Consider the following 16087-nt stretch of genomic DNA (forward strand, 5'->3'; position numbering starts at 1 on the left):
AGTTTCCTGATGGGGGACGATACCGAAACATGCAGGCAACGGGGAAGGACATCGAGGTGAGTGAGACGCAGGTCATCCGGGTCCGGTACTGGGCGGCCGCCCGGGCGGCCGCCGGGATCGCGGAGGAGGAGGTGGCCGTCGCAGGCCCCGTCACCCTCGCCGAGCTGCGGGCCGAGGTGGTCGGCCGTCACCCCGGGACCCGCCTGCCCGACGTCGTGGGCGTCTGCTCGGTGCTGGTCGGGGAGCGCCCGGTCTCCTCGGAGGACCCGGCGGCGGTCGTCGTACGGCCGGGGGACACGGTGGAGTTCCTGCCGCCCTTCGCGGGCGGCTGAGCGGCCCGGGGAGAAGTCGGCCGTCGCCTAGACTCCGTTCCGCCGTTGTCGGTACGACGACAGCGGACCCGACGAGGAGAGCAGTGCCGAACCAGACCACCGCGCGACCGCCCACGGCGGCGAGGGGCGACGGCAGCACGGGCGTGGTCGAGCGCCGTGCGGTCACCGTCTTCGTGGTGCTGCTGGCGATGGTCCTCGCGGCGGCGTCCGCCCGCGGGCCGGTCATGGCGGCGGTCGGGATCGGGTTCGCCGGGTTCGTGGCGGCGCTGGCCATCCTGGGCCGGCAGCGGATCGCGCTGCTGGCGATGCTGGGCGCCTTCGCGACCGCCCCCATGTACAAGGGCCTGGCGCCGAGCCCGGACACGCCCATCACCCCGACGGACCTGTTGTTCGGGATCGCGGTGGTGCTGCTCCTGCCGACCGTGATCGGGCGGCCGGTGCGGCTGCCGCTGGGCTACGTCATCGGCATCCTGCTGATCCTGACCACGGGCATCCTGTCGACGGTCTTCTCGCCGGCCCCCGTCATCAGCGCGCTGCAGTTCGTGCAGTGGCTGGTCGTCCTGGTCGGCCTGGTGGGGCTGCTGGCGGTCTGGGCGCCCGGCTGGCGCACGGTCGACCTCCTGCTGTGGGGCTACGTCGCCGGCCACACGCTCAGCGTGGCGTATTCGCCGATCGGCGACTCGATCGCCGGGCGCAGCGTCGGCCTGACCCACCACCCGAACGCGTTCGGCGAGGCGGGCGTGATGGCGTTCGCCGCGCTGATGTACCTGTGGCGGCGCGGCGAGTCGGTCTGGTACCGCCTGCTCGTCGCCGGCTGCGCGGCCGCGGCCGTGCTCTCGGTGGTGACCAGTGGCAGCCGTGCGGCGGCGGTGGTGGTCGCCGGCCTGGTGATCATGGTCCCGTTCGTCGAGCGCTCCGCCGTGAAGGGCTTCGTGCTGGCGCTGACCCTGGCGATCGGGATCGTGGCGCTGCCGCTGCTCCTCGACTCCGCGGGCGACACCTCCGCGCTGAGCCGGCTCGCCGGCACCGGCGATGCGCTGGTCGCCGACCAGGCCCGGCTCAACGCCCAGAACTTCGGCATCGAGATGTTCCTCGAGCACCCGGTGGTGGGGAACGGCTTCGCCGAGGCGATCTACGTCCACAACGTCGTGCTCGCCGTGGCGGCCAGCGTCGGGCTGGTCGGGCTGATCGGCTACCTCATGGTGCTCTTCGTGATGGCGCGCCCGATCATCGGCACCCACCCGAACCGCCGGATCGCCTACCTCGCCTGGGCGTTCATCGCGATCACGCCGACGGTGCCCGGCCTGGAGGACCGCACCCTGTGGGTGCCGATGGCGCCGGTCATCCTGCTCGCGATGAACATGCGCCGCGAGCGCGACGACGGCGACGACGGACCCGACACCGCCGAGCCCCGCCCCGCCATCCCCGCGACCCCAGCGACGGAGACCCACCGATGAGCAACGGCCCCGACCAGAGCCTGAGGAACCGCCTGCGGGAGCGCGCCAAGCTCGCCGTCCGCGGCGGCCTGCACCGCCTCGACCTCGACGTGAGCCGCGGCGTCTTCACCCGCCAGGTCGCCCGCACCCTGGAGTCGCGCGGGATCGACACCGTGCTCGACGTCGGCGCCAACGTCGGCCAGTACGCCCTCGGCCTGCGGCGCTCGGGGTACGCCGGCCGGATCGTCAGCTGCGAGCCCCTCTCGGGCGCGTACGCCGAGCTCGCCCGCCGCGCCGCGAAGGACCCGCACTGGCACACCGTCGACGCCGCGGTCGGTCGCGCGCCCGGCGAGACCGACATCAACGTCGCCGCGAACTCGTACTCCTCCTCGATCCTCGACATGACCCAGGCCCACCTCGACGGCGCGCCCGACTCGGCGTACGTCGCGGTCGAGCGGGTCGAGGTCACCACGGTCGTCGACCTGGTCGAGCGGTTCGCCGTCGACCCGGCCCGGACCCTGCTGAAGATCGACACCCAGGGCTACGAGGCCGAGGTGCTGGCGGGCGCGGGCGATCTCGTCGGCCGCTTCGACGGCCTCCAGCTGGAGGTGTCCTTCGTGGAGCTCTACGAGGGCCAGCAGCTCGCCGAGCAGACCGTGGGCGTCCTGCGCGAGCACGGCTACCGGCTGCAGAGCCTCGAGACCGGCTTCTCCGACCCGACCGGGCGCCTGCTGCAGTGCGACGTCCTCGTGGTCCGCGACCGCTGACCTCCCACCCCGCTCCCCCCACCGACAGGAGACACCCCGTGGCACGTTCCCTCCAGGGCGCTCTGGCCAGCTTCCGGATCAGGTCCAAGGTCGCGATCGCGAAGGTCGGCGTCGACAGCCGTCGCCTCGACACCCTGGTCAACCTCCCGAAGATCGAGACCTGGCGCCGCGAGCACGTCCCGGACGGCACCCCCGCCTTCGCCGAGCGCACGGAGATGTACGACCACGTCCACGCGCAGCTGATCGGCGAGGCGGCGATCGACTACCTGGAGTTCGGCGTCTTCCAGGGCGACTCGATCCGGCACTGGGCCGGGCTGAACCAGAACCCCGAGTCCCGGTTCTACGGCTTCGACTCCTTCGAGGGCCTGCCCGAGGACTGGAAGCGCTTCGACGGCCAGATGGTCAAGGCGCACTTCGACGTCGACGGCGCGCTGCCCGACATCGACGACGACCGGGTCTCGTTCGTGCCGGGCTGGTTCCAGAGGACGGTGGACCCGTTCCTGGAGAAGTTCGAGCCCCGCGGCCAGCTGGTCGTCCACGTGGACTCCGACCTCTACTCCTCGGCGCTCTACGTCCTCACCCGGCTCGACGCGCTGCTGGTGCCGGGCACGATCGTGGTCTTCGACGAGTTCTCCTCGGTGCTCAACGAGTTCCAGGCGCTCGACAACTACTGCTCGGCCTACATGCGCGAGTACGACGTGCTCGCCTCGGCCTGGCACTACTTCGGTCACCTCGCCATCCGGATGCGCTGAGCGCACGGGACGCGGACCGCGACACGGAGACGGAGACACAGAGAGCCCCGGACCGCTCGGTCCGGGGCTCTCTGCGCAGGTCGGGTGCCGCAGGCTCAGGCGACGTCGGCCTCGGCCGCCGGGGCGGCGTACCGCTGGGTGGCGAGCTCGGGCGCGTGCAGCCGGCGAGGGCGCGGCTCGGCGAGACGCATGGCCTTCTCGTAGCTCATCGGCTTGCGAAGGCCGAAGGTGATCAGCACCGTGTGGAACAGGATCATGAAGTCCAGGCGGAGGCTGGGGGCGGTCGCCGTGCGCAGGGAGTACGCCGACTCCAGGGCCAGGCGCTGGTGGTCGTCGATGCCGTGGCGGCCGATCAGCTGGGGGAGACCGGTCAGGCCGGCCGGCGTGACCCAGCGGGAGTCGATGTCGCCGTGCTGCTCGCTCAGGGCGTCGCGGACGACCTGGGTGAGCGGCCGGGCGCCCACGATGCTCATCTCACCGCGCAGGACGTGGACGAACTGCGGGATCTCGTTGAGCCCCAGCCGGTCCAGCAGTCGCCCGATCGGCGTGTAGAGCGGCGAGTCCGGCGGCGTGTTGAGGAAGCGACCGGCCTCGACCGGGGCGACCACCTTGTTGGCGTCGGGCACCATCACCCGCAGCTTCACCATCTCGATGGCGGTGCCGGGCCCCACCCAGCGCCGCGACCTGTAGAAGATCGGTCGACCGGAGAGCACCAGCACGGCGAGCGCGGAGAGGGCCACGACAGGCACCCACACCACGGCGGCCGCGCAGATGACGACGACGTCGAACGCGCGCTTCTTCACCCGTAACCTCCACCAGAAATGTGTCCCCGAATGCGGGTGAGGCGATCCCGCGAACCTCTCAACGACCGAGTGGCCGAGGAGATACGTGTCTCACGCGAACTTTGTGAGGGATCGCCGATCACCCACCCTCAGCACCACCCCGGCCTGGTCGGCCAGCAGCCGCTCGAAGCGGGTCGCGCAGCCCTCGAGGGCGAACTCCTGCTCGGCCAGGTCGCGAGACGCCTCGCCGAGCTCGGCGCGCAGCTCGGCGTCGTCCAGGACGCGGCTGATCCAGGCCGCGGCGTCGGCGAGCGAGCCGTCGGCCGGCGGCAGCACCAGTCCGCCGGCCTTCGTCACCAGCGCCGAGGCGAGGTTCTCGCCCGGCATCAGGCCCAGCACCGGCCGTCCGGCGCACAGATAGGACAGCGTCTTCGACGGCACCGAGAAGGCGCCCGCCTCCTGCTCCAGCAGCACGACGAGCACGTCGCCGCTGCCGAGGACCTCCGGCAGCCGGTCGTAGGGCTGGAACGGCAGCAGCGTGACGGGTACGTCGAGTCTGTCGGCCTCGTCCCGGAGCACCTCGACCGCGGGCCCCTCGTTGACGACCACCAGCCGCACCGGCTTCCCGGCGTCGTGCACTGCCCGCGCCAGGCGGACGAGCAGGGCCGGGTTGTGCTTGAGGCCGAGGGTGCCGGAGTAGACCAGCGTCGCGACGTCGTCGAGCTCGTGCTCGACGGCCCAGTCGTTCTTGCGGGGGGTCGGCACGATCTCGTCGAGCGGCGCCCAGTTCGGGATGACCGTGACCTTGTCCGCCGTACCCCACTCCTCGTGGACCGGCACGAAGGACGGCGCGATCACCACGATCGCGGACGCCCGCCGCGAGCACCAGCGCTCGGCGACCTCGAACGCCCACGCCACGAAGGCGAACCGCCTCGGCAGCTTGCTGCCGGTGAACGAGCGCACCGCGACGGCGTACACGTCCTGGTGCCACAGCACCCACGGCCGGCGGAGCACGGCCATCACGAACGCGAAGATCACCAGCGTCGGGATCTGCACGTTCGAGAGCATCACGATGTCGGCGTCCACGCGGCGGACGTGGCGCACCAGCTCGACGCCGCGGCGGACCTCGCGCAGCAGCCGCTGCGCCAGCCGCTGGTTGTCGACCGGCTTCGCGCCCCCGATGGCCTCGAAGGTGATCCGCTCGCCCGGGTTCGCGGCGAGGCGTCCCTTGCCGCAGACGTAGCCCTCGACGTAGGAGTGCGTCACGTCGTGCCCCCGCCGTGCCAGGTCGCGGCTGAGCTCGGCCTGGAACGGGTGGCCGCTGTGGTCGTGGACGAGGATGCGCACCGTGCCGGGTCCCGTCTCAGCCCTGCGCGCGCTTGACCTGGTCGTAGACCCAGGCGTAGGTCTTGGCGAGCCCGTCGGCGAGGCTGATCGACGGCTCCCAGCCGAAGACCTCGTTGATCATCGTGTTGTCGGAGTTGCGGCCCCGCACGCCCTGCGGCGCGGAGAGGTCGTACTTCCGCTCGCACTTGATGCCGGCGATCTCCTCGACGATCGAGTAGAGCTGGTTGATCGACACCAGCTCGGCGGAGCCCAGGTTGATCGGGTCCTCCAGGTCGCTGGCCAGGATCATCTGCGAGCCCTTGACGCAGTCGTCGATGTACATGAACGACCGGGTCTGCTCGCCGTCGCCCCAGATCTCGAGCTCGTGCCTGCCGGAGATGACCGCCTCCGCGATCTTGCGGCACACCGCCGCCGGCGCCTTCTCACGGCCGCCCGTCCAGGTGCCCTCCGGGCCGTAGACGTTGTGGTAGCGCGCCACCCGCGTGGTCAGGCCGAAGTCCTCCCGGAAGTGGCGGGCCATCCGCTCGGTGAAGAGCTTCTCCCAGCCGTAGCCGTCCTCCGGCATCGCCGGGTAGGCGTCGGACTCCTTGAGCGCCGTGACCGAGGTGTCGGTCTGCTTGTCGGCCGCGTAGACGCAGGCCGAGGAGGAGTAGAAGTAGCGCTCGACGTCGTACTTGTCCGCCGCCTGGAGCATGTGGGTGCTGGTCAGCACCGTCAGCATGCACAGCGCCTTGTTGTTCTCGATGAAGCCCATGCCGCCCATGTCGGCGGCCAGCATGTAGACCTCGCGGGCGCCCTTCGTGGCGTCCTCCGCGTGCTCGAGCAGGGACAGGTCCGCGACGCCGTTCTGGGCGTCCGGGTGCACCTGGTACCACTCGTCGAGCGGCTTGACGTCCACCGACCGGACCGTCTTGCCCTGGGCAAGGAGATCGGCGACGAGGTGACCTCCGATGAAACCGCCACCACCGGCAACGAGAACATCAACTGGGCCCGAGTTCATGCGCACTCCTCATCGTCGTTCCGCCCCCCAGCGTTGCCTGACCAACGAGACGTCGCCGGGTGCGTCACGGGTGTTCGTCCCCCATTCCCAGGACGAAGCTGGAAACGGGTGATCGCCGGCCCGGTCAGTACAGTGGCGGCGTGCGTACCGCCCTCGTCACCGGTGTCGCGGGGCAGGACGGGATCTACCTCGCGCGCTCGCTCCGCGGCGCCGGGACCGCCGTCGTGGGGACCGTCGCCCCCGGCTTCGCCGCCGACGACCCCCGCCTCGGCTACCTCGACGGCGTCGACCTGCACCCGCTCGACGTACGGGACGGGGCGGCGCTCGAGGCGCTGGTCGCCGCGGTCGCGCCGGACGAGGTCTACAACCTCGCCGCGCTCAGCTCGGTCGGGCGCAGCTGGGAGGAGCCGGAGCGGACGGCGGCGACCAATGCGGCGCCCGTCGAGCACCTCGTCGCCGCGCTGCTGCGGCTGCGGGCCGAGCGCGGCCGGGACGCCCGGCTGTTCCAGGCCTCCTCCGCCGAGGCGCACGGCGGCGCCGCCGACAGCCCCTACGCCCGGGCCAAGGCCGCCGCCGACGAGGTGGTCCGGCGGGCCCGGGCCGACCACGACCTGTTCGCGGTGTGCGGGGTGCTGCACAACCACGAGAGCCCGCTGCGGTCGACGCGGTTCGTCACCCGGAAGATCACCCGGGGCGCGGCCGAGATCGCGCTCGGGCGCCGGGAGACGCTCAGCCTCGGCAACCTCGACGTCCGACGCGACTGGGGCTTCGCCGGCGAGTACGTCGAGGCGATGCGGCTCCAGCTCGCCCACGACGTCCCGCTCGACCTGCCGATCGGCACCGGCCGGGCGCACACCCTGCAGGACCTGCTGGAGCGGGCGTTCGCCGCGGCCGGGCTGGGGGCTCCCGGCGACCGGGTCGTGCAGGATCCCGCACTGCTCCGACCCTCGGACACGACGGCGTTCGTCGCGGACCCCGAGCCGGCGGCGGCCGCGCTGGGCTGGCGGGCGCTGGTCGGCTTCGACGCACTGGTCGAGCACATGGTGGCGGTCGACCTCGAGCGGCTGCGCAGCGGCGTACCGGAGTCGGTCGGCTACCTGACGCCCGCCGGGATCGTCGCCTGACTCAGAACGAGCTCAGCCCTTGCGGGCCCGGACGTCCAACACGATCCGCGGCGCCAGCCGGCTCGCGACCGCCTTGTCGAGCAGCCACGAGGCGGGGCCGATGGTCCACTGCGGCGGGTTCATCGACGCGAAGTAGGCGCGCGAGGTCAGCGTGTAGCGCAGCCTGGGCTCGGCGACGACGTCGACGAAGCCGAGCCGGTGCAGCTGCGCGGTGATGCTGCGCCGGGTGTGCAGGATCCAGTGGTGCTGGGCGATCCGGCGGTCCGGGACCTTGGCGACCCGGCCACCGGTGAGGTTCTTGACGCGCAGCGCCGCCTCGTCGGCCGCGGTCCAGTGGGGCGTCTGCAGGAAGAGCACGCCGCCCGGCCGCAGCATCGTGCGCACCTCCGTCAGCAGCTGGTCGCCGTCGGGCACGTGGGCCAGGACGCACCACAGCGTGGCGGCGTCGACGTCCTCGACGTGGCCGAGGTCCTCCAGGACGCCGAGGTCCAGGTCGACGTCGTACCGCTCCTTGGCGAGCTCGACGGCGCCCTTGGCGATCTCGTTGCCGGTGACGGCGAAGCCGCCCTCGTCGCGGGCCAGGCTCAGGAAGTGGCCGTCGCCCGCGCCGACGTCGTAGATCACAGGGGCGTCGGCCGTGCGGGGCAGGGCGCCGCGGATCCAGGAGATCGCCTCGCGCCAGGCCTCGGGGCCGGCCTGCTCGCGCTTGATGTCGACCCAGTCGCTGTAGCCCTCGGCGGTCAGCTCGGTCTGGAGCTCGATCGCCTCCTGCCGCTCGGCCGCCTCGTGGTCGGCCCAGTAGTGGACCCCGCAGTCGCGGCACGCGGTGATCTGCCGTCCGGTGGCGCCGGAGGCGGGGCCGGTGCGGACACGGGTACCGGCGCAGGCCGGGCAAGCGGGCATCGGGTCCTCCGGGGCTGGGGTGGTCGGGGCAAGGGTAGGGCGTGCGGCGGTCAGGAGAGACCGGTCCGGATCACCTCGGCGGTACGACGCCAGGTGAACGCCTCCGCGAACGCCCGGCCCGCCGCGAGCTGCTCGGGGACAGCGCCAGCGCCGCGCCGAACGCCTCGGCGAGGTCGGCCGGCGTGGTCGAGGCGGCCGTGACGGCGTGCCCGCCGGTCACCTCGGCGAGCGCGGGGTCGGTGGACACGACCGCCGGTATGCCGAGCCGGATCGCCTCGGCGGCGGGGAGGCCGAAGCCCTCGAAGTCGGAGGGGAAGACGACCAGCCCCGCCCCGGCGAAGGCGCGGGCGAACGCCTCGTCGTCCAGCCACGGCATCAGCTCCACCCGGTCGCCGATCCCCAGCCGTCGTACCTGCTCCTCGGCGGCGGCCCGGTCGCTGGCGCCCATGCCGACCAGGCGCAGTCGCCAGCCGTCGGCCTGGGCGGAGTGGTCGGCGCAGAACCGCGCCCAGCCGTCGATCACGGCGTTGGCGTTCTTGTTGCCGTAGTGGCCGAACGCGATGGCGTAGGGGTGCTCGGGGTCCGGGGCGTCCGGCTGCGGCCAGGCGAGCGCGTGGTCGGAGCCGAGGGCCGCCGTCTCGGCGCGTCCGGACAGCGACGGGTGCAGGTCGGCCAGGTCGTGCAGGGTCCGGTCGGAGATGGTGAAGATCCGGTCGGCCAGGCGCAGGCTCCACAGCCACGACACCTTGCGGGCGATCCTGGTCCTGCGGCTGAACTGCTCGGGGCGCAGCTCGAAGCGCAGGTCGTAGAGGATCACGCCGCGGGGGCTGCGCGACCCCAGCAGGCCGCTGGCCGGCACCGCCGCGAGCACGGCGTCCCCACCCAGGCGGCTGGCCGCGCGTCGTACCGCCACCGAGCGCAGCCACAGGCCGCCCAGGGGGCCGCCCGGCTGGTCGAGGACCTCGGCCCGGACGCCCTCGGGGAGCGGGAAGGTTCGGCCCTCGGGGCCGAAGAGCACCGAGATCCGGTCGTCCGGGAAGGACTGCGCCCAGGCGCGGACGAGGTGCTCCATCACGATCGTCACGCTTCCGGTGCGGACGACGACGGAATCTACGACCAGATGCACGAGGCGCGACGATACTGTGCCCCCGTGACCAAGCGCGCACTCATCACCGGGATCACCGGCCAGGACGGCTCCTACCTCGCCGAGCTCCTCCTCGCGAAGGGCTACGAGGTCCACGGCCTGGTCCGCCGGTCGTCGACGCTCAACCGCAGCCGGATCGACCATCTGCACGGCACCGCGGGGCTCCACCTGCACTACGGTGACCTCACCGACGGCGTGAGCCTGAGCAACCAGCTCCGCGACATCGAGCCGCACGAGGTCTACAACCTCGGCGCGCAGAGCCACGTCAAGGTCTCCTTCGAGCTCCCGGAGTACACCGCGTCGACCGACGCCGTCGGCACCCTGCGGCTGCTCGAGGCGATCCGTGCCGCGAAGCTCGACTGCCGGTTCTACCAGGCCTCCACGTCCGAGATGTTCGGCGCGACCCCGCCGCCGCAGAACGAGTCGACCGTGTTCTACCCGCGCTCGCCGTACGGCGCGGCGAAGCTCTACTCCCACTGGGTGACCGTCAACTACCGCGAGGCCTACGACCTGTTCGCCGTCTCCGGGATCCTCTTCAACCACGAGTCGCCACGCCGCGGCGAGAGCTTCGTGACCCGGAAGATCACCCTGGGCGTCGCCTCGATCAAGCTCGGGCTCACCGACCACCTCGACCTCGGCAACCTCGAGGCCGTGCGCGACTGGGGCTTCGCGCCCGAGTACGTCGAGGGCATGTGGCGGATGCTGCAGCACGACGAGCCGCAGGACTACGTCCTGGCCACCGGCATCGGCACCACCGTCCGCGAGTTCTGCCAGTACGCCTTCGCCCACGCCGGCCTGGACTGGGAGGACCACGTCCGCTACGACAAGGCCTACGAGCGCCCGACCGAGGTCGACGCCCTCATCGGCGACGCGTCCAAGGCACAGGACGTGCTCGGCTGGCGCGCCCAGACGCAGGCCAGGGGCCTGGCCGAGCTGATGGTCGACGCCGACGTCGAGCACCTCGGCCGGCTGGTCCGGCACAAGCGGGAGCTCGGCGACTGACGCTGCTCGCTACGGGACGGGCCGCTTGCGGGCGAGCACCCGGTAGGCGTGGTAGCTGCGCAGCATCCGCGGCAGCACGACCTTGTCGACGAACCGCGCGAGCGGGACGAACGGCGCGGCGGCCAGCTTGCCGAGCAGGCGGCGCGCCCGGGCGAACCGGGGCGGACGGCCGTCGCGCCACGGGACCTCCTCGCCGGGGCGATCCGGTTGAGGACGGTGGCGAGCACGATGAACGCCTCGAGCGGGATGTGCGCCTCGCGGTGCACGACCTCGACGACCTCGAAGCCGCGCTCCTCCAGAGCCTTCGTCAGGTTCGGCAGGGTCACCATGTGCAGGTGCTCGGGCTGGTTCCAGCCGGCCCACCAGGAGCCGAACAGGCGGGCCGAGCGGGCCTGCGGGTCGGGCTGCTCGATGAGCACCCAGCCGTCGTCGGCCAGCACCGTCGCGACCGCGTCGAGGTCCGCCAGCGGGTCGCGGGTGTGCTCCAGGTAGTGGAACATGCTGACCTGGTCGTACTGCCCGGCCAGCTGCGGAGCGAGCTCCGGGAGCTGCCCCTGGTACGCCGTCGCGATCCGGCCCGCCCGGTGACCCGCCAGCACGCCCTCGGACATGTCGAGGCCGTCGAACACCGTCGACGGGAACAGCTGCGCCGCCGCGGCCGGGAAGTGCGCGGACGCCGTGCCGACGTCGAGCCAGCGCCGCGGCTGGTCCGGGCGGTGGTCGCGGACCGTCGACGCGCGGCCGCGGTAGACCTCGCCCATCGAGCCCAGGTTGGCCTCGGCGCGCTCGGCGTTGAGGCCGTCGTACGTGTCGCGGTAGTAGAACGACAGGCCCTCGTCGCTCAGCGCCGGGTTCTGGAAGACGTGGCCGCACGAGCGGCACTCGTCGAGGCGGAACCGGCCCGGCTTGAACTGCCGCAGGTCGCGCGTGGTGGTGCGGTGCCTCAGCCGTTCGCCGCCGCACCACGGGCACGTCGTACGGGCCTCGAGGAGGAACCGGTCCACCCCCTGGGCGATCTCGCGGGAGTAGTAGTCACGGGCCGCGTCGAGGGCGGCGCTCGTCGTCGCATTTGCGGTGGAGCCCGACATGACGCACATCCTAGGGTCGGAGATGCCCTAGCATCCGGCGAGTGACCGGACTCGGAACCCTCGCCTCCACCGCCAAGCGACGCGTCGGCTGGCTCGTCCGCGACCGCTTCCCCTTCCGGCCGGTCGTCCGGCAGGTGCAGGGCGTCGAGCTCGTGCTGCCGTGGTCGCACCGGCTGCCGGACTACGCCGCGTGGGGGCCGCTCTACGGCCAGAACCTCGTCGAGCTGGCCCGCCTGCTCGCCGCCTCCGAGCCGCTGACCGTCCTCGACGTCGGCGCCAACGTCGGCGACTCCGCCGTGCAGATCCTCAACGCCGCCGACGGACAGGTGCTCTGCATCGAGGCCGACCGCGCCTACCTCGAGTTCCTGCACCGCAATGTCGACCGCGACGCCCGGATCCACGTCGTCGAGGCGCTGCTCACCGTCGACGGCGGCGACAGCGGTACGACCGCCGTCCGCACCGGCGGCACCACCCGCTTCGTCGAGGGCGCGTCCGGCGACGCCATGCCGACCGTCTCGCCCGCCTCGCTCCGGGCCGACCACCCCGCCTTCGACCGGCTGCGCCTCGTCAAGTCCGACACCGACGGCTACGACGTGCAGCTGGTGCCGGCGGTCGCCGAGGCGTGGGCGGACTCCCGGCCGGTGCTGTTCTTCGAGTACGACCCGTACCTCACCCGCCTCGCCGACCTCGACCCCGAGGCGGTGTGGCCGAGCCTCTCCGGACTGGGCTATGAGTACGTCGCGGTCTGGGACAACGGCGGCCTCGCCGTCGGCCGCACCACCGTCGACCGGATCGCCGAGCAGGGGCGGGTCCTGGACGAGGTCCCCGGTGGACGGGCGCGGTCCCGGGGGTACTGGGACGTCGCCGTCGTGCATCGTGACGATGTCGAGGGGCTGAGGGCGATCACGGAGCTGGTGCCGGGGGAGCTGGGCCTGGGCTGATCCCCTCGGGCTGGTCTGTTCGGCCTGCGGGTTTGCTCGGTGCGGGGTCTTTGATGACCGATGACGTGGTTGTGGTCCGCTGGGGTTGCGGTGGTTGGCTGGGGTTTCGCTGCTGGCCGTGGGGTCGCCGATGGTCGTCGGCCTTTGGTTGCGGGAGTCGCGGGATCGCAGCGCTGAGAGTGGGTCTGGACACGCCTGCGTCCCCGCAACCGTCGGGTGTGCGGGGTGCGGGGCGGGGTGGCTACTCGTCGGGTGGCGCTGGGTCGCCGGCGGGGTCGGTCGCGTGGTGGATGGGGTGGGTGCCTCGGTGGTCGACACGGAAGGTGAAGCCGTTGGGGCTGGTCCAGATGTAGGAGCTGGGCATCACGATGTCGTAGGACCACGCGGAGTGGGTTTTCGCCCGGTGATGTCGTCTGCACAGGGCCACCTCGTTGCACGGACAGGTAGGCCCGCCCTCGCCGTAGGGTCGGGCGTGGTCGAGGTCGCAGCGGGTGGCTGGTCTGGTGCAGTGGGGGAACCGACACGTGTGGTCGCGCAGGGCGATGTGGACGCGGTGGCGGTCGGGGATCTCGTAGGAGTCGATCGGGATGTGGTCGGCGAGGTCGATCACGGGTCGCACGATCACGGTCGAGGCGGTGCCGAGCCACTCGCGGATCTGCTCGCTCGAGATCGGGCGCTGGGTGTCTTCCCATCTGCCGACGGGGTTCACGCCGGTCAGGGTGGTGTCGGTGATGTGGACGTTCACGATCGCTTTGCGGCCCGGCGAACCCTCCAGATCGAGGGTGAGGTCGGCCCGGGCCAACTCGCCGAGCGCGACCGAGCGCCGCACATCGAGCGGAGCGTCGTTGCCGAGGTCCCCGAGGAGGTGGGCGCGGCGGGTGATCGCCTCGTCCAGGTCGTGTCCGTCAGCGGCGTCGAGCACGGCATCGAGGTGCACGATCCCGTTCGTGTTGCCATGGGTGTCGGGGTCCCCGACCTCCACATAGCGCTGGTCCGCAGCCGTCGCGCGCTCGGCTTCGGCGCGTTCGGGGTCGAACCGGAGGATCGCCTCGGCGATCAACCGGTCCAACTGCGCCCACCCCACCCCGGAGGCGTGGACGAGCTGCCGGTCCACGAACCCGGCCGCGTCGGCGTTCAAGGCGTGGGTGAGGTCCGCGATCCGTTCGGCCCGCCACGGCGTCAACCGACCCGCGACCACGGCGGCATAGACCTGAGGCAGCCGCCAGGCGCATTCGATGACCCGCCCCACATAGGCCCGCCCACCATCGGGCGAGCGTCCCAACACGGCGACGAGTTCCATGAGCGCGAACTCCGACACCAGCGGCGCCCCGTCCCCCGCGATCGGGACTCCGGTGTCGAGGTACCCGTCGGTGATCGTGGCCGCACCCTCCGGTGTGGTAACGACGTGCTCGCTGGCCCAGGTGACGATGGCCTCCCACTCCCTGATCTGGGAGGCCTGGCGTCCTTCGACCTCGGCCCGGATCGCGGACAGCACGCCAGCCGAGCGACCAGCCGGGCGGGCTGTCGTACGGGGCGCGGTTCCGAGATCCATGCCAGAGATTCTCCCACCGACCTCCGACATGACGAAACGAGCAGACCCCGCCTGTGGACAAGCGAAACCCGATCCCGGGGTGTGGACGAACAACGGCTCCGGACCCGACGAATCGCGCCGGCGTCCACCTCACCCGAGTGCTGCGACCTCCCGCCGCACGACGTCCCGGCCGGCGGCGTTGGTGTGGCACCCGTCGTCCGTGAGCTCGTCGCGCATCAGGCCGTCGGGGCCGGACAGCGCGTCGGTCAGGTCCAGCAGGCGCAGCATCGGCGTGGGGGTGGCGCCGACGGCGACCGTCAGCGCGGAGCGCACCGCGCGGTGGGCGGCGAGGCGCTCGTCGGGGAGCCGGCGACGGGGAAGGCGTCGTGGTCGTAGCTGTCGAGGCAGGGCGGCACGGGGACCACGATCGTCCCGTCCGCCGTGCCGAGCCGGGCCAGCAGTCCCCGCACCCGGTCGACGTACGTCGCCGCGAACCCCACGTCCGCGCCCTCGGCGAGCCGGGGGCGAGGTGGCAGCGGATGTCGATCTCGCCGAAGGAGAAGTACCAGGCGGCCTCGCGGGCGCCGCGGACGCGGGCGATGAGGCGGGCGGTACGCCGGAGGGTGGGCGGGAAGTCGTCGCGGGCGATGGAGTACATGACGCGCGGGCCGAGGTGCCAGGTCCAGCGGCGTTCGCCGGTGCGGAGGATGCCCGGCAGGGGGGAGTGCTCGGTGTTGAAGGTGACGGAGTGGGAGTCGCCGACCCAGATCTCGTCGACCCGGCCGCGGGCGGCGGCCAGGAGCAGGCGGACGAGCGCGAGCCAGCCACGCAGCCGGGCCCGGCGGAGCCGGACGAACGCCCGAAGCCTCGCGAGGCTCACCGGGCGCTCATCGGGCCCGCACCGCCTCGGCGATCGCGTCCGCGACCTTGACCCGGCCGGAGTGCGCGAAGTGCTCGGTCGCGTTGAAGCTGTCCTCGAAGTCCTCGTCCTCGAGGTCGATGTCGAGCATCGGCCCGAGGTCGGCGCAGCCACGGGCGAGCGCCTCGTCCTGGAGCACCTTGTGGGAGCGGACGTGGGCCTCGAACTCGCCGGGGAAGTGCATCTCGCCGCGCTGCATCGGCGGCCGGGTCCACACGCCGACGGTCGGGACGCCGTACTCCTCGAGGCGGCGACCGAGGCTGGTGAGGGAGTCCAGCCGCGGGTCGTCGGCGTGCAGCTGCTCGCCGTAGAAGTAGTCGAAGCGCAGCTTCTCCAGCTCGATCGGCCACGGGGGGAGGCCGGTGCCGACGAGCTGCTGCCGGTACCAGCCGATGGTGCGCGCGCCGTTCCAGCGGCTCTCGACCGGCTGGGCGAGGAAGGCGTCGCGCTCCTCGTCGGTGGCGAAGGAGCCGCCGCGGCCGACGTACCGGATCCGGCGGTGGGCGCCGGGGACCTTGGCCATCGCGGCGAGCGAGCGGTGGTAGCCGGTGATCGGGTCGGCGACGATGTGGGTGGCGGTGGTGGTGCGCAGCGCGAGCGTGAAGACGACCGCCTTCGGGCGCCGGTCCATCGCGGTCAGCAGCCGGGTCGCCTCGGCGTAGATGCTGGAGCCGAAGCCGGGCCCGGCGAGGGTGACGACATTGCCGAGGCGCTGGCCGAGCATGGCCGGCAGCAGGGTGCGGTCGGTGTCGCGCAGCGACCAGCACAGCGTGGAGCTGTCGCCGAGGAGCAGAACGTCGACGTCCTCGGTGGCGAGGCGGCGCCGCGCCTGCTCGACCTGCTGGAGGGGTACGTCGATCATCCGGCTCCGGAGCCGCCGGATCTTGCTGAGCTGACGCTGCACCCGCACCGAGCCCTGTGCTCGGTGGAGTGCGGAACTGAGGGCCACGGTGGTCACGATGGCACAACGGACGTGGGCGGTTGTCGTTACCGCACCCGGCCGCCCCGGGTGCATGACA

The 16087-nt window shown here is 72.2% G+C and carries 16 protein-coding genes and 1 pseudogene; 7 read left to right on the forward strand and 10 right to left on the reverse strand.

Annotated features, from left to right (window positions below):
* Positions 1 to 56: 56 nt before the first annotated feature.
* The 4 genes from FIV44_RS20760 (at position 57) to FIV44_RS20775 (ending at position 3287) form a co-directional block, all read left to right on the forward strand.
* Complete coding sequence (locus tag FIV44_RS20760) at positions 57 to 332, forward strand: MoaD/ThiS family protein (RefSeq protein ID WP_246086523.1); 276 nt, start codon at positions 57 to 59, stop codon at positions 330 to 332.
* 83 nt (positions 333 to 415) lie between these two features.
* Entirely contained in the window at positions 416 to 1789 is a 1374-nt protein-coding gene (locus FIV44_RS20765) for an O-antigen ligase family protein (protein ID WP_141006103.1), read from the forward strand.
* Positions 1786 to 2535 (forward strand): FkbM family methyltransferase, encoded by a 750-nt coding sequence (locus FIV44_RS20770; RefSeq protein WP_141006104.1) that lies wholly within the window; start codon positions 1786 to 1788, stop codon positions 2533 to 2535. Before FIV44_RS20765 ends, FIV44_RS20770 begins: the two co-directional genes overlap by 4 nt.
* A 38-nt stretch (positions 2536 to 2573) precedes the next feature.
* The gene (locus FIV44_RS20775; protein WP_141006105.1) at positions 2574 to 3287 is read left to right on the forward strand and encodes a TylF/MycF/NovP-related O-methyltransferase; all 714 of its coding nucleotides are present in this window, start codon (positions 2574 to 2576) and stop codon (positions 3285 to 3287) included.
* 95 nt (positions 3288 to 3382) lie between these two features.
* Here FIV44_RS20775 and FIV44_RS20780 read toward each other — a convergent pair whose 3' ends face one another.
* The 3 genes from FIV44_RS20780 to FIV44_RS20790 all read right to left on the reverse strand — a co-directional run bounded on the left by FIV44_RS20780 (position 3383) and on the right by FIV44_RS20790 (position 6416).
* A complete protein-coding gene (locus FIV44_RS20780; protein ID WP_141006106.1) occupies positions 3383 to 4090 on the reverse strand; it encodes a sugar transferase in 708 nt (235 codons plus the stop codon).
* Between the two features lie 90 nt (positions 4091 to 4180).
* Positions 4181 to 5416, reverse strand: coding sequence for a glycosyltransferase family 4 protein (locus FIV44_RS20785; RefSeq protein ID WP_141006107.1), 1236 nt, complete (start codon positions 5414 to 5416; stop codon positions 4181 to 4183).
* Positions 5417 to 5432: 16 nt separating this feature from the next.
* Positions 5433 to 6416, reverse strand: coding sequence for an NAD-dependent epimerase/dehydratase family protein (locus FIV44_RS20790; protein WP_141006108.1), 984 nt, complete (start codon positions 6414 to 6416; stop codon positions 5433 to 5435).
* A 140-nt stretch (positions 6417 to 6556) separates the two neighbouring features.
* Between FIV44_RS20790 and FIV44_RS20795 the strand changes: the two genes are divergently transcribed.
* Complete coding sequence (locus FIV44_RS20795) at positions 6557 to 7540, forward strand: GDP-mannose 4,6-dehydratase (protein WP_181410732.1); 984 nt, start codon at positions 6557 to 6559, stop codon at positions 7538 to 7540.
* Positions 7541 to 7552: 12 nt separating this feature from the next.
* Here the strand turns inward: FIV44_RS20795 and FIV44_RS20800 are convergent, their stop codons facing one another.
* A complete protein-coding gene (locus FIV44_RS20800; RefSeq protein WP_141006110.1) occupies positions 7553 to 8443 on the reverse strand; it encodes a class I SAM-dependent methyltransferase in 891 nt (296 codons plus the stop codon).
* Between the two features lie 70 nt (positions 8444 to 8513).
* A complete protein-coding gene (locus FIV44_RS20805) occupies positions 8514 to 9569 on the reverse strand; it encodes a glycosyltransferase (protein ID WP_141006111.1) in 1056 nt (351 codons plus the stop codon).
* 24 nt (positions 9570 to 9593) lie between these two features.
* Between FIV44_RS20805 and gmd the strand changes: the two genes are divergently transcribed.
* The gene (gene gmd / locus FIV44_RS20810; RefSeq protein WP_141006112.1) at positions 9594 to 10589 is read left to right on the forward strand and encodes a GDP-mannose 4,6-dehydratase; all 996 of its coding nucleotides are present in this window, start codon (positions 9594 to 9596) and stop codon (positions 10587 to 10589) included.
* Positions 10590 to 10867: 278 nt separating this feature from the next.
* Here gmd and FIV44_RS33660 read toward each other — a convergent pair.
* Positions 10868 to 11686 (reverse strand): annotated as a pseudogene (locus FIV44_RS33660) (methyltransferase domain-containing protein); the annotation flags it as partial.
* Between the two features lie 32 nt (positions 11687 to 11718).
* On the opposite strand from FIV44_RS33660, the gene FIV44_RS20820 reads away from it, so the two are divergent.
* Complete coding sequence (locus FIV44_RS20820; RefSeq protein ID WP_181410733.1) at positions 11719 to 12618, forward strand: FkbM family methyltransferase; 900 nt, start codon at positions 11719 to 11721, stop codon at positions 12616 to 12618.
* A gap of 241 nt (positions 12619 to 12859) precedes the next feature.
* Here FIV44_RS20820 and FIV44_RS20825 read toward each other — a convergent pair whose 3' ends face one another.
* From FIV44_RS20825 to FIV44_RS20840, 4 genes are all read right to left on the reverse strand, one after another.
* Positions 12860 to 14170 carry an HNH endonuclease signature motif containing protein gene (locus FIV44_RS20825; protein ID WP_141006115.1) on the reverse strand — a complete coding sequence of 437 codons (1311 nt, stop codon included), beginning with the start codon at positions 14168 to 14170 and terminating at the stop codon, positions 12860 to 12862.
* Between the two features lie 129 nt (positions 14171 to 14299).
* On the reverse strand, positions 14300 to 14482 hold the full coding sequence (locus FIV44_RS20830; RefSeq protein ID WP_141006116.1) for a hypothetical protein: 183 nt from the start codon (positions 14480 to 14482) through the stop codon (positions 14300 to 14302).
* Entirely contained in the window at positions 14467 to 14649 is a 183-nt protein-coding gene (locus tag FIV44_RS20835) for a hypothetical protein (RefSeq protein ID WP_141006117.1), read from the reverse strand. The genes FIV44_RS20830 and FIV44_RS20835 overlap by 16 nt, the downstream gene beginning before the upstream one ends.
* Before the next feature lie 387 nt (positions 14650 to 15036).
* Entirely contained in the window at positions 15037 to 16017 is a 981-nt protein-coding gene (locus tag FIV44_RS20840; RefSeq protein ID WP_141006118.1) for a hypothetical protein, read from the reverse strand.
* Positions 16018 to 16087 lie beyond the last annotated feature (70 nt).

Source organism: Nocardioides humi, assembly GCF_006494775.1.
GTDB classification, from domain to species: Bacteria; Actinomycetota; Actinomycetes; order Propionibacteriales; family Nocardioidaceae; genus Nocardioides; species Nocardioides humi.